9 protein-coding genes are annotated in these 13,435 nt (G+C 45.2%); 5 read left to right on the forward strand and 4 right to left on the reverse strand.

The window, feature by feature from the left end; translation table 11 throughout:
• Positions 1-51: 51 nt before the first annotated feature.
• Positions 52-1,782 (reverse strand): M14 family metallopeptidase, encoded by a 1,731-nt coding sequence (locus MD536_RS00285; protein WP_239594694.1) that lies wholly within the window; start codon positions 1,780-1,782, stop codon positions 52-54.
• A 93-nt stretch (positions 1,783-1,875) separates the two neighbouring features.
• The gene (rpsT, locus tag MD536_RS00290; RefSeq protein WP_239594695.1) at positions 1,876-2,136 is read right to left on the reverse strand and encodes a 30S ribosomal protein S20; all 261 of its coding nucleotides are present in this window, start codon (positions 2,134-2,136) and stop codon (positions 1,876-1,878) included.
• Between the two features lie 200 nt (positions 2,137-2,336).
• Between rpsT and MD536_RS00295 the strand changes: the two genes are divergently transcribed.
• Genes MD536_RS00295 through MD536_RS00310 form a run of 4 tightly spaced genes read left to right on the forward strand, consistent with a single transcriptional unit; the run spans position 2,337 to position 8,729 of the window.
• A complete protein-coding gene (locus MD536_RS00295; RefSeq protein WP_239594696.1) occupies positions 2,337-5,096 on the forward strand; it encodes a 2-oxoglutarate dehydrogenase E1 component in 2,760 nt (919 codons plus the stop codon).
• A 40-nt stretch (positions 5,097-5,136) separates the two neighbouring features.
• Positions 5,137-6,687, forward strand: a complete 1,551-nt coding sequence (gene odhB / locus MD536_RS00300; protein ID WP_239594697.1) for a 2-oxoglutarate dehydrogenase complex dihydrolipoyllysine-residue succinyltransferase — start codon at positions 5,137-5,139, stop codon at positions 6,685-6,687.
• On the forward strand, positions 6,687-7,889 hold the full coding sequence (locus MD536_RS00305; RefSeq protein WP_239594698.1) for an RsmB/NOP family class I SAM-dependent RNA methyltransferase: 1,203 nt from the start codon (positions 6,687-6,689) through the stop codon (positions 7,887-7,889). The genes odhB and MD536_RS00305 overlap by 1 nt, the downstream gene beginning before the upstream one ends.
• A gap of 9 nt (positions 7,890-7,898) precedes the next feature.
• Positions 7,899-8,729 carry an alpha/beta hydrolase gene (locus MD536_RS00310; RefSeq protein ID WP_239594699.1) on the forward strand — a complete coding sequence of 277 codons (831 nt, stop codon included), beginning with the start codon at positions 7,899-7,901 and terminating at the stop codon, positions 8,727-8,729.
• On the opposite strand, the gene MD536_RS00315 is transcribed toward MD536_RS00310, so the two are convergent.
• On the reverse strand, positions 8,726-9,514 hold the full coding sequence (locus tag MD536_RS00315; RefSeq protein ID WP_239594700.1) for a hypothetical protein: 789 nt from the start codon (positions 9,512-9,514) through the stop codon (positions 8,726-8,728). The two genes, MD536_RS00310 and MD536_RS00315, sit on opposite strands and share 4 nt — an antisense overlap.
• 33 nt (positions 9,515-9,547) lie before the next feature.
• Positions 9,548-10,657: a tRNA 2-thiouridine(34) synthase MnmA gene (mnmA, locus tag MD536_RS00320; RefSeq protein ID WP_239594701.1), complete on the reverse strand. Its 1,110-nt coding sequence runs from the start codon at positions 10,655-10,657 to the stop codon at positions 9,548-9,550.
• A gap of 116 nt (positions 10,658-10,773) precedes the next feature.
• On the opposite strand from mnmA, the gene MD536_RS00325 reads away from it, so the two are divergent.
• A complete protein-coding gene (locus tag MD536_RS00325) occupies positions 10,774-13,353 on the forward strand; it encodes a M14 metallopeptidase family protein (RefSeq protein WP_239594702.1) in 2,580 nt (859 codons plus the stop codon).
• Positions 13,354-13,435: the final 82 nt, after the last annotated feature.

Consider the following 13,435-nt stretch of genomic DNA (forward strand, 5'->3'; position numbering starts at 1 on the left):
GTAACAAGCCGATGGTTATCTGGTTCAGGCCTCATTATATTCTAATCTTTCTTAGCGTAATAACCGGTACACGGGATAGCGGTTATGACCAGGTTCGTAATAGGGAGAATTTTTAAAAATGAAATCCAGTTGCTGACCGGCTGATTTGGCAAAACTGGTATCGGTTGCCTTTTTGTCTTCGAGTGCTTTTTGCAGTTCAGGATGTTCTTTCAGGTATTTTTCTGCTGTGTCTTCGAATACATAGGAGCTGTACCCCTCTTTTTGTCCGAGTATGGGATCGAAAAAATTCCAGGTAAAATAGGAGTCCATTCCCTGTGGCTCTAATACTTCTACCAAAAACCGATTGGCCCGTTGGTTGAGAGGAATGTACCAGTCGCCTTTGCGAAATTGAATTTTTCCCTTGTGTGTGCTAACCTTCACATTGCTATTCAGGTGATGGCCTTCAAAAGCCCTGGCCGATGGGGAGTACTGCTCAATTTTATAATATTCCACTTCTATGGTGGTATCTTTTGCCAGGGGGATCATCGTTACCCGGTTGAGCTGCAGAAGTTCTGCTACTTTCCACCAACCCTGCGGCAGGATATAGGCTGTTGGTTTGGATATTTTTTCTGCCACCTCATACTGATTAAAGAAGCGGATGGTTTTCTCGAAAGGTTTGCTGCGATCATAATAGAGGCGGGGTAAGCCGGATATGCCACTTGGTTTTCTCCCTGCCTCGTATCCTTTGAATACAAGGTCGCTCCATTTGTCACGATTCAATTTCCACTGCAAAGCAAATTGATCTACCTGCTTTTGCTGTTCAAAACTTTGGCGGATCAGCGACTTGATGGTGCTAGCATTTTCAGACACGAAACTTACAAAGGATTCCATCAGGGCATAAGTTGCATCCACCCGTTGCGGATAGGGTTTGAGCATATGGGTTTCGGGAACAAACGCAAAGCAGTTCCACAGGCTCGCATAACCGCTGGAATAACGGGGGCCCTCCAGAAATTCCGGCCAGCCGGATTCAGGTGTATCACTAAAGGCATTTACATAGGGGATCAGGTCATAACCGCGCTTTTTCATGAGACTGTATAATCCGGGTTCAAACTGTTTGTTCATAAACTCGCCCATTGGTCCTCCCAGCTTATTGTGCTGGGAAGCGATCAGGGTCATGATATGTTGATAATCCGCGCCATTAGAGACATGATTATCAATGAAAACATCCGGCTGGAGATAATGAAAAATCTGAACAAAGCTGCGGGCTTCCCGGGAGTCATTTTTTATAAAATCGCGGTTCAGGTCGTAGTTCTGGGAGTTGCCCCTGGAGCCAAAGGCAGCCGGACCATTCTGATCCACCCGGTAATAAGGAGAGCGGTTCAGGGCTCCTCCAATATTGTAAACCGGAACAATAGCCAGGGCCACATTATTGGGGATTTTCTTTTTAGCCTGGATCAGGTCGCGCAGCCAAAGCATGCTGGCATCAATTCCATCTGGTTCACCGGGATGAATACCATTGAGAATAAACAATACCACTTTTTGCTGGCGGTGCCATAGAACCGGGTCAGCTGTTCCATCGTTGGAATAAAGTGCCAGATGCAGGGGATGACCGGCATCTGTAGGTCCCATGGTTTTCAAGGTCAGGCGACTTGATTGCTTATCCAGTTGCTGGTAATAGCGAATCACTTCCGGGTAGGTGGAAGTTTCTGCTCCCTGGGTTCGTTCATAAGGGGTAGGAGCTAGCTGTGCCTGGCTTTGACTGCAATAAAAAAGAAGGACCAGTAAGATGCGGGAAGCTTTCATTTCCAGAGAATTAGGACGGGAAAATAAACAAAAAAAGGTCCAGTCTGGTGACTGGACCCGTATTTAGGTCAGATAGATCGGGATTGAAATCGCTTATGCTGAAGCCACAGCGTTGGCACGCTTGGCGAGCTTGCTCTTCAGGTTGGCAGCCTTATTCTTGTGAATAATTCCACGCTTGGCCAGCTTGTCAATCATAGAGATTACGTTCGGCATAGTTTCATCAACCGCTTTCTTTTCAGTAGTGGCTCTCAGATCACGAATTGCGTTACGGGTAGTCTTACCGTAGTAACGATTTCTTTCACGGCGCTTGGCTGCCTGACGCACATCTTTTTTGGTTGCCTTATGATTAGCCATTCTTCTAAATTTTGGACGGCAAAGGTAATGGGAAAACTAAATACTAAAAAATAAAAATTAAAAAAATTGATGGATATCCGAAAAACATCCCTTTTAACGTTTGTTAAACCGATTTGCAAATTACCGGTTTGAGTGCCTTTCTTCACTTCTTTTCCCGATATTTGCTGACCCATTTTTTACGCGTAAACAGGGCTATCCATATGAAGGATTTTTCGTATATAACCAATTCGTCTCCAGCCTTTATTGAATCACTTTACCAGGATTTTGTAAAAGATCCGGCTTCGGTTGACCCCGAGCTTCGGAAGTTTTTTGAAGGTTTTGACTTTGCAGTAGAACAGGGCCATGTAAATGGAAAGGAACAGGCGGTAACAGGAGGCACTACTACTCCCGGATTACCTGCTGATCTGGATATCAAAAAGGAAATTGCGGCTTATCGCATGATCCTGGGGTACCGGAATAAGGGGCACCTGATTGCCAAAACCAACCCAATTCGGACACGCCGCGATCGCGGTGCCAACCTGGATCTGGGCTTTTTTGGTTTTACGGAGGCAGACCTGGACAAACAATTTTATGCTGGCAACCGGGTGGGGCTTGGTACAACTACCTTGCGGAATATCCTGGCTCATCTCGAAAAATCCTATGCGTCTAAAGTTGGTATTGAATTCAAATACATCAGCGACCAGGGTAAGGTTGACTTCCTGACCAATGCAATGGAAAAGGATTTTCACAAACCCCTGACGGTAAAGCAGGAAGAACGAATCCTGGAAAAACTCAACCAGGGTGTGATCTTCGAGAAATTCCTCCATACCAAATATATCGGGCAGAAACGCTTTTCACTGGAAGGAGGGGAAACTACCATCGCGGCCCTGGATGCCATTATTAATACCGCCGGTTCTTTAGGGGTTCAGGAAGTGGTAATCGGGATGGCACACCGCGGGCGTCTGAATATTCTCGCCAATATAATGGGTAAAACCTATGAACATATTTTCAGTGAGTTTGAAGGAACCGCAATGATGGACCAGACCATGGGTAGTGGAGATGTTAAATACCATATGGGATACAGTTCCGATGTGCAAACACCCGATGGCAAAACAGTGCACCTTAAACTGGCACCCAATCCTTCCCACCTCGAAGCTGTTGATCCGGTTGTAGTAGGATTTGCCCGCGCTAAAGCAGACGTATTATATGGAAGTGAGTACGATAAAATTCTTCCGATCTTAATTCATGGTGATGCTTCCATAGCCGGACAAGGAATCGTATATGAAGTATTGCAGATGAGCAAACTGGAAGGTTATAATACCGGTGGCACTATCCATTTTGTAATTAATAACCAGATTGGTTTTACTACTGATTTTGATGAGGCAAGAAGTTCGGATTACTGTACTTCTCTGGCTGCAACTGTGCAGGCACCGGTACTTCACGTAAATGGTGATGATGCGGAAGCTGTAGTGAAATGTGTGGAAATTGCGACCCGTTATCGCCAGCAGTTCAACCAGGATATCTTCATTGATATGGTTTGTTATCGCAAGCATGGCCACAATGAAGGAGATGATCCGAAATTCACGCAACCTGGTTTATATGCCTTAATTGATAAACATCCGAATCCCCGTGAAGTATATGTTTCACATCTGCTGGAAAATGGAGATACAGATGCAAGGCAGATGGCCCAGGAAATGGAAAAGAAATTCTGGACTGATCTGCAGGATCGCCTGGATGAAGTGAAACAAAATCCGCTGCCTTATAAATATCAGTTACCTGAAAAGGCCTGGAGAAGTTTACGTCGTGCTACCGATGAAGATTTTCATGCATCACCTGTTACAGCCATCAGCAGTGCGGAATTTGATTTGTTATTTGAACAGTTAATGCAATGGCCTGATGATTTTAAGCCACTTAAGAAAGTGGATAAGATCATCCAGGACAAAGTGAAACTATTCCAGGAAGAAGGAAAAATAGATTGGGCTACGGGTGAATTGCTCGCTTATGCATCCCTGTTATTACAGGGACATGATGTGCGGATGAGTGGCCAGGATGTGAGAAGGGGAACTTTCAGCCATCGACATGCAGTATTGAGAGATGAAGAAACGAATAAGGCCTATAATCGCTTGAGTAGAATTCCTGGTGCAAATGGACAATTCCGGATCTTTAACTCCCTGCTGAGTGAATATGGCGTATTGGGTTTTGAGTATGGATATGCGATGGCAAATCCGCTTAGCCTGGTTATCTGGGAAGCACAGTTTGGAGATTTCTGTAACGGTGCTCAAACCATGATTGATCAGTTCATCGCAGCCGGTGAACAGAAATGGAACCGCATGAATGGGGTAGTATTGTTATTGCCGCATGGATACGAAGGACAGGGACCAGAGCATAGTTCTGCGCGGATGGAACGCTTCCTGCAGATGTGTGCAGAGTTGAACATGGTGATTACTAATATTACTACTGCTTCCAACTTCTTCCATGCATTGAGAAGACAGATTGCCTGGCCTTTCCGTAAACCAATGATCAATTTCTCTCCAAAAGCAAACCTGCGGTTGCCGGATACCTATTCAACTAAAGCCGATTTCACTACAGGCTCCTTCAGGGAAGTAATTGATGATGCAACAGTTGAAAATGCAGGTGCTATTCGAAAAGTATTGTTCTGCAGCGGTAAAGTGTATTTTGATCTGGCTGCCAAAAAGCAAAAGGAAGGAGTGAAAGACGTAGCGTTGGTTCGGGTAGAACAATTATATCCGCTGCCTCAAAAACAATTGGATGAATTGTATCAGAAGTACAATAAAGCAACCTGGTTCTGGGTGCAGGAAGAACCATTGAATATGGGAGCGGCTTCCTTCCTTAAAATGAACCTGGCTACCATTAATTTTGGAGTGATCAGTCGCCAGCCAAGTGCATCTACCGCTACCGGTTATGCGAAAGTGCATGCACAGGAACAGGCGGAGATTATTGAAACAGCTTTCACGATATAAAGAACTGAGCGCATAATACATATACTTTGAATTTTGATTTATGATAGATATAAAAGTTCCGACAGTTGGGGAATCCATAACAGAAGTAACGCTTATCAAGTGGTTGAAACCAAATGGAAGTTATGTTCACCGGGATGAGGTAATTGCTGAACTGGAAAGTGAAAAAGCAACCTTTGAACTAAATGCCGAACAGGCAGGTATCCTGGTTACCAAAGCAGCGGAAGGAGATACCATCAAAATTGGAGACGTGGTTGCATCCATCGATGAAACTGCTGTAGCGCCTGCGGGTAATGCCCCTGCAGCAAAAGCAGAAGAGCCCGCGAAAGCAGCTGCAGCACCTGTTGAAGCTGCTCCTGCAAAAGCTGTTGGAAAAGGTATCATTGAAATGAAAGTGCCAACTGTTGGCGAATCTATCACAGAAGTGACACTGGTTAAGTGGCTGAAGAAAGAAGGTGATCTGGTTCAGCGCGATGAAGTTTTGTGTGAACTGGAAAGTGAAAAAGCAACTTTTGAATTGAATGCGGAAGATGCCGGTCAACTTAGTCAGAAAGCCAAAGAAGGAGATGTAATCAAAATTGGAGATCCAATCGCTTCCATTAATACGGATGTGGCTGTTCCTACTGCTGCACCACAGCCTGCTGCTACTGCAGTTAAACCTGAAGCAAAACCTGCTGCCACCAATGCACCGGTTACTACAGTTCCCAATGATGTAAAAGCAACTCCGGTTGCTGCAGCGATCATTGCTGATAAAAAAATTGATCCTAAATCAGTGCCTGCCAGCGGTAGCGGTGGTAAGATCCTGAAAAACGATGTGCTGGAAGCACTTAATAATCCGGGGCGTAAACCTGGTGCTGAACTCTTCACCCGTAATGAAAAGCGGGAAAAAATGAGCAACCTGCGTAAGACGATTTCCCGCCGGCTGGTTGAGGCAAAGAATACAACCGCCATGCTTACCACTTTCAATGAAGTGGACATGGGGCCAGTTATGGCGTTGAGAGCACAGTATAAAGACAAATTCAAGGAAAAGCATGGTGTGAACCTTGGCTTCATGAGCTTCTTTACCAAGGCAGTTTGTTTTGCCTTGCAGGAATGGCCTGCTGTGAACGCTTACATTGATGGAGACTCCATCGTGTATCATGATTATTGCGATATTTCCATTGCGGTTTCTGCACCAAAAGGTCTGGTAGTACCTGTTATCCGGAATGCAGAAAGTATGGGTATGGCTGATATCGAGAAAAAAGTTGTGGAGCTCGCAACCAAGGCGCGTGATAATAAACTGACCATTGAAGAAATGACTGGTGGTACGTTCACCATCACCAATGGAGGTGTGTTTGGTTCTCTTATGAGTACTCCTATCATCAATATTCCGCAGTCCGCTATTCTGGGTATGCATAAGATTGAAGATCGGCCCATGGCAGTGAACGGGCAGGTGGTAATCAAGCCAATGATGTACCTGGCACTCAGTTACGACCACCGTATTATTGATGGTCGTGAATCTGTTGGGTTCCTGGTTCGGGTGAAAGAATTGCTAGAAAAACCTGAACAACTGCTGTTCGGTAAGGATCCTGTCAAGACCTTGCTGGAACTCTGATGTTTGCCCGTGCACATCTGGTAGTTGCATTGCAACTGGTTCAGGGCTATACTGGTCATATTCCTTTTGTACATCATCTCAAACAGTATTTTTCAACGCATAAAAAACATGGCTCGCGCGATCGTAAACAGATCGCGCAGCTTTGTTATTGCTGGTTCCGGTTGGGTCATGCGTTCAAAAACCTGGAGCCGGTTGACCGGATGATAGCCGGACTCTTTTTGTGTTCAAAAGAACCCAATGGATTGCTGCAGTCTTTGCATGAGGAATGGAATGAAAAAACAACGCTTTCGACAGAAGCCAAATTGGCATTGATTGATCCGGAAAACATTCTTTCTCTTGCTGTATTTGCTGCAGTGCTATTTCCTTTACAGTCTGAATTAAGTGCCGACATAGATGCCACTGCTTTTGCCTGTTCACATCTTGACCAACCTGATTTATTTATCCGTATTCGACCCGCCTACCTGGAATCGGTTCAGAAAAAACTGAATAAGGCCGGTGTTCCTTTTATTATGGAAACCAGTGATGGTTGCAGGCTTCCGAATGGATTTAAGGTGGAGGAATTGTTCTCTTTGAACCAGGAACTGGTGGTGCAGGACCTGAATTCACAACGGGCAACTGGAATGGTGGAAGAAATCGCCATCAGTCTGCGTCAACAGGATGACCTGGCTATCTGGGATGCCTGTGCAGCAAGCGGCGGCAAATCCATTTTTGTGTTTGACCGGTTGCCGGGAGCCAGACTAACAGTATCCGACATACGTAGTTCTATTTTACAGAATTTATACCAGCGTTTCCGCCAGGCGGGACTCTATTCCTATAATGGCTTTGTAGCTGATTTATCGGATCCGGCCAAAGCAGGAGAGGAGTATAGGAAACTGGAACCACAACAGCTGATCATAGCTGATCTTCCCTGCACGGGTAGCGGTACCTGGAGCAGGACTCCGGAACAACTCTGTTTCTTTGAAGCAGGTGCTATTGAAAACTATGCTGCTTTACAGAAAAAAATCCTGGCCTCGCTCATTCCAAAACTGGCAGAAGGTGGTTACCTACTCTACATAACCTGTTCTGTTTTTAGTAAGGAAAATGAAGCGAATATCAACTGGCTGCTGGAAACCTATCCGCTTCAATGTTTAAAAATGAAGACGCTGAATGGTTATTCGGAAAAGGCGGACTCGATGTTCGCGGCATTACTGCAAAAGTTGTAGGTTTATAGGATGAGAAATCGTCTGTTCTTCTGCGTTATTTTATTTATCTGTTTTGCTTTTTCCCTTCAGGCTGCAACAGTGGATACTTTGGTGACCCGGAGTGCATCCATGAAGAAAGATATCAAAGCAGTGGTGATCAAACCGGCTGGTTATGAAACCGGAAAACGTTTTCCAGTGGTTTATTTGCTGCATGGTTACAGCGGTAACTTCAGTAACTGGATTGAAAAAGTACCTGCTATCAAAGAAGATGCAGATCGCTACAATGTACTGATCGTTTGTCCGGATGGTGGTTTCGGTAGTTGGTACTGGAACAGCCTGGTTGATCCAGCTTTTCAATATGAAACTTATGTGGCAGAGGAACTGGTAGCGATCATCGATCGCCAGTTTAAAACCATTCCAACAGCTGCCGGTCGTGCTATTACCGGCCTTAGTATGGGAGGACATGGGGCACTGTATCTGGCCTTAAAACATCTGGATGTTTTTGGTGCAGCGGGAAGTATGAGTGGGGGAGTTGACATCCGCCCATTTCCGAATAACTGGGATATGGCAAAAAGACTGGGTACTTATGCGGAGAACAAAACCAGATGGGAGGAGCATACCGTCATCAACCTGCTACACCTGGCTCAACCTGGCAAGCCAGCTCTGATGATCGATTGCGGAACAGCAGATTTTTTCTTTGCTGTAAATGAAAGGTTGCACCAGGAATTAATATATCGCAATATTCCACATGAATACATAACAAGACCTGGCTCGCACAACTGGGACTACTGGAAAAATGCAGTCCGTTTCCAGCTTCTGTATTTTCATGAATTCTTCCGGGAGAAAAACAGTAATAATTAATTATGACTGATCAGGCGTAAACGAATACCTCCTCCCTCCGTTCTTCCATAAGGGAAGGGTTGTGCCGGATTACCCAAATTGTCCAGCGTTCTGGCTGAATAAGTCCAGTAGCGAAGTTCCTTATAAATCAGTCCCAGTTCTTTTGCATACACTTCCACACTATAGGTCCTGTAAGCATCCAGGTCTGGATCTTCCGGTTTTTCATTCTGCACACCGAGGGCTTCATCTGCCTGCAATACGGTTATCGTATTTTCAAATGGAGTGTCAAAAGGACTAAAAGATTCGCCAATTGAAGAATAACTATATTCCCAGGCATCCAGGTAATCCAGCGGACCACCAGGAGTTGTATTAATATGAGAATTGCCACGCCAAACGGTGTTCTGGTCAATCGGGAACACCAGTTTCTGGAAGCGAAGATTTTCTTCAATTACTTCCACTGCTTTTCTCATTGGAGTAATCAAATAAGTCATGTTTGGAGTCCACGCATTTTCATCTGTACTGTTAAGCGGGCGAAGATAGCGGAAGACTCTCCAGCTGGGTCTGCCCAAATTATCAGTGATCTCAGCATCCACTACATCTTTGGCCTGGTAGCTGATGGTAGTAAAAGCGGTATCATTGAAAGGAGTTTTGACAATCGAATCCAACTGGTAGATCAGAGTTTTGCCAGGTTCCAGCACCAGATAGTCGGAAACTTCTTCAAAATCCGGATTGGCTGTTTCTTTGCCACAGGCAACCAGTGTGATCAACCCGGCCAGTAGCAGCCAGTTTCCGATTGTTTTTCTCATAGCGATGTAACGATTTTCGGGTTGGTTTATTGCTTAAATCAGGTCGATGGACGGTCTCTGAATGATACCACCACCAATCACATCATTTCCCTCGTAAAATACGGCACTTTGTCCGGGTGCGATCCCCTTCACTTCTTCAAAAAACCGCACTTCCACACCTGCTTCATTCTGGTGCAGGGTGGATAAGGATCCTTTGTCTTTGTACCGGATTTTTGTGGTTGCTTCCATCCCTTCAGGTACTCCCTCGTATTTGATCCAGTTGATTTTATTAACCTGCATCACAGAGCGATTTAGGTCTTCTTCATCACCCAGTACTACTGTATTGGTTTCAGGAAAGATGCCGGTTACATACACAGGTTTACCCAATGCGATATCAAGTCCTTTTCTTTGCCCAATGGTATAAAAGGGATAGCCTTTGTGTTTGCCAAGGATCTTACCTGTTTTGTCAACAAATAATCCTCCGTCCACACGTTCTTCCAGTCCACTCACTTTTTTCTTCAGGAATCCGCGGTAGTCGTTATCCGGAACAAAACAGATCTCGTAACTCTCTGCTTTTTTTGCCAGTTCGGGATAGCCGAAATCATGTGCCATCTGACGAATTTCAGTCTTCCTGTAAGTTCCTAATGGAAGCAGGGTTCTGCTTAACAAATCTTGTTGCAATCCCCAGAGCACATAACTCTGATCTTTGGTTTCATCCAGTCCTTTGCTGAGATAAAACCGGCCATTGGTATGCTGGTGAATATTGGCATAATGGCCGGTTGCGATATAGTCGCAATCCAGGGCATCTGCCCGTTTCAACAGGGCCCTCCACTTGATATGTGTATTGCACATAACGCAGGGGTTGGGCGTACGCCCTGCCAGGTATTCGTCTACAAAATTTTCAATAACAAAATCTCCGAACTCTTCCCTGATATCCAGAATAAAATGGGGAAAGCCATGTTGTACGGCTGCCATCCTCGCATCATTGAAGGAGTCAATATTGCAACAGCCGGTTTCCTTTTTACTGGAACCCGAACTGGCATAATCCCAGGTTTTCATGGTAATGCCCACAACCTCATATCCCTGCTCGTGCAGCATCAGGGCGGTGACGGTACTGTCAATACCACCGCTCATCGCCACCAGCACTTTTCCTTTTCTGCTCATTTGATCTGCATTGAAGTTGCAAATATACGAACACTTCCCTTGTCTCCTTTGTCTCCTTCTCCTCCCTTGTTTCCTCTTCCATACTTCCTATCTTCCATTTCGGTTAAACTACACATATGAGGAAATTATTATTTGTTTTTGGGTTCTTATTGGCTGCAATCTTGGTTCAGGCGCAGGATCTCAGTTATTATCTCCCAGCCGGACAGCAATACCGGTCCTCGGTACCGGAACCGGAAAAAGTGATTGGCCATAAAGTAGGTGAGTGGCATATCACCCACGACCGCCTTGTTTTGTACATGAAGGCATTGGCGGCAGCGGCACCGGATCGCATTAAACTGGTGGTAATGGGTACCTCCTATGAGGCCAGGCAACAATTGGTGCTCATCATCACAAGTGCTGCCAATCATCGTAAACTGGAAAGCATACGCGAAGAACATCTCCGCTTAAGTGATCCAGGCTATACAGGGGCACTGAATTACCAGGAGATGCCGGCAGTTGTCTACCAGGGTTTTTCTATTCATGGAAATGAGCCCAGTGGTGCTAACGCGGCTGTTCTGACAGCCTATCACCTGGCTGCGGCTGAAGGTCCGGCTATAGATTCGCTGCTCAATGAAGTGGTTATTTTATTTGATCCATCTTTTAATCCCGATGGTCTAAATCGTTTTGCGACCTGGGCCAATATGCATAAGAGTCAGCACCTGGTAACCGATCCTGCATCGAGGGAGTTTAATGAAGTGTGGCCCGGGGGAAGGTTTAATCATTATTGGTTTGATTTAAACCGCGACTGGTTACCAGCCCAACACCGGGAAAGTCAGAACCGGTTAAGTATTTACCAGCAATGGCGCCCCAATATTTTAACGGATCACCATGAGATGGGAAGTGATGCTACCTTCTTTTTTCAACCCGGAGAGCCAAGCAGGGTTAACCCGCTCACGCCTGTAAAAAACCAGGAACTTACGCAGGCGGTAGCCAACTATCATGCGAAATTCCTGGATAAGATCGGGTCACTCTATTATACCAAGGAAGGCTATGATGATTTCTATTATGGCAAGGGCTCAACTTATCCGGATGCGCAGGGATGTATCGGAATCTTATTTGAGCAGGCTTCCTCCCGTGGGCATGCCCAGCAAACCATCAATGGTGTACTGACTTTCCCTTTCACAATTCGCAATCAGTTTACTACTACTTTATCAACCCTTGCAGCGGCAAGAGACTTGCGGGTAGACCTGTTAAAGTACCAGCGGGAATTCTATCAGCAAATGGCAAAGGATGCCGCAGCAGCTCCGGTGAAAGCCTGGGTTTTCGGTAATGAGTCGGATGAATCCCGGACCGGCATTTTTGTTGAAATGTTGCGTCGCCATCAGATCGTAGTGGAACAACTTCAGCAGGATTTGAACCTGGGTAAGCAAAGCTTCAAAAAAGGAAGCAGTTATCTTGTAAGAACACAACAACCGCAGTATAAATTGATTCAGACTTTTTTTGAGAAAATTCCGGAATACAAAGACAGTCTGTTTTATGATATCACGGCCTGGACTATGACCATGGCGATGGGACTTAAAAACAGTGTAGTAACAGCAGCACAATTGGGTACAGTAAAAACTGTGGTATTAACTGATTGGAAAGGAACAAAAGGAAACTTGCTTGCAGATGAGAATACCTATGCGTATGTTTTTGAATGGAGTGAATATTATGCACCCAGAATGCTGAATAATTTATTGAAAGAAGGAGTTGTAGTACGGGTTGCAACCAAAACGTTTACAGCTAACATAAACGGACAACCGAAAACATTTCCTTTGGGAACCTTACTGGTTCCGGTACAGTTGCAATCAAAAACACGGACTGATTTACACGCGCTCTTGAAAAAAGAAGGGGCTGCTGCCAATGTTAATGTAATAGGATTAAATACAGGAATGTCTGCAGGAGGAGTGGATTTAGGCAGTAGATCGCTGCAGCCGGTAACACAACCCTCCATCGCGATGTTAGTAGGAGCAGGAGTAAGTGCGCTGGATGCGGGGGAAGTTTGGCATCTGCTGGATCAGCGATTTGGCATGCCTCCCAGTATGTTGGAAGCGGCCGTATTCAATCGTATCAACCTGGCTGCTTATAATACCATGGTATTGGTTGGAGGAAATTACAATGCCTTCCAGGCAGAGAAATTAAAAACATGGGTTCAGCAGGGAGGTACACTCATCCTAACAGAGGATGCTATTGAATGGGCAAAGCAGGCGGGCCTTGTAAAACTGGAGTTCAAGAAAACAGCACCGGTACTGGATAGCACGAAACAGTATCCATATGCGCAACGTTCTATGATTGTAAATGCGCAACAGATAAGAGGAGCGATTTTTCAGGCGCAACTGGATCTCACACATCCATTGAGTTATGGTTATGAAGAGGAGCAGGTTTACCTGTTTAAGCAGAACAATGTATTTATGAAAATCCCTTCCAACAGCTTTGCTGTTCCTTTCCGATATGGTAAAGATCCGCTGGCAAGTGGCTTTGTTACACAACAGAACCTGGAAGCAGTGAAGCAATCTGCCGCAGTACTGGTGCAGGCAAGTGGTAGTGGAAGAGTTATCTGTATTGGAGACAATCCCAATTTCCGGGCCTACTGGCTGGGAGGAACAAAATTATTCCTGAATGCAGTGTTTTTCGGGCGACTGATTGAAGCTGGATCTGCAACTGCGGATGAGGACTAATCAAAAGTTATCAACAAGGGTGAAAGAACGGTTTTTTGTAGGTCTCTGCCAACGTATATTGCCTGTTCTAATTTTATTTACG

This window comes from Flavihumibacter cheonanensis (assembly GCF_022352215.1).
In the GTDB taxonomy this organism is placed as follows: Bacteria; Bacteroidota; Bacteroidia; order Chitinophagales; family Chitinophagaceae; genus Flavihumibacter; species Flavihumibacter cheonanensis.

Coding starts and splice junctions, on each gene's coding strand:
- MD536_RS00285 (WP_239594694.1), bottom strand. CDS start 1,782: ATGAAAGCTTCCCGCATCTTACTGGTCCTTCTTTTTTATTGCAGTCAA.
- rpsT (WP_239594695.1), bottom strand. CDS start 2,136: ATGGCTAATCATAAGGCAACCAAAAAAGATGTGCGTCAGGCAGCCAAG.
- MD536_RS00295 (WP_239594696.1), top strand. CDS start 2,337: ATGAAGGATTTTTCGTATATAACCAATTCGTCTCCAGCCTTTATTGAA.
- odhB (WP_239594697.1), top strand. CDS start 5,137: ATGATAGATATAAAAGTTCCGACAGTTGGGGAATCCATAACAGAAGTA.
- MD536_RS00305 (WP_239594698.1), top strand. CDS start 6,687: ATGTTTGCCCGTGCACATCTGGTAGTTGCATTGCAACTGGTTCAGGGC.
- MD536_RS00310 (WP_239594699.1), top strand. CDS start 7,899: ATGAGAAATCGTCTGTTCTTCTGCGTTATTTTATTTATCTGTTTTGCT.
- MD536_RS00315 (WP_239594700.1), bottom strand. CDS start 9,514: ATGAGAAAAACAATCGGAAACTGGCTGCTACTGGCCGGGTTGATCACA.
- mnmA (WP_239594701.1), bottom strand. CDS start 10,657: ATGAGCAGAAAAGGAAAAGTGCTGGTGGCGATGAGCGGTGGTATTGAC.
- MD536_RS00325 (WP_239594702.1), top strand. CDS start 10,774: ATGAGGAAATTATTATTTGTTTTTGGGTTCTTATTGGCTGCAATCTTG.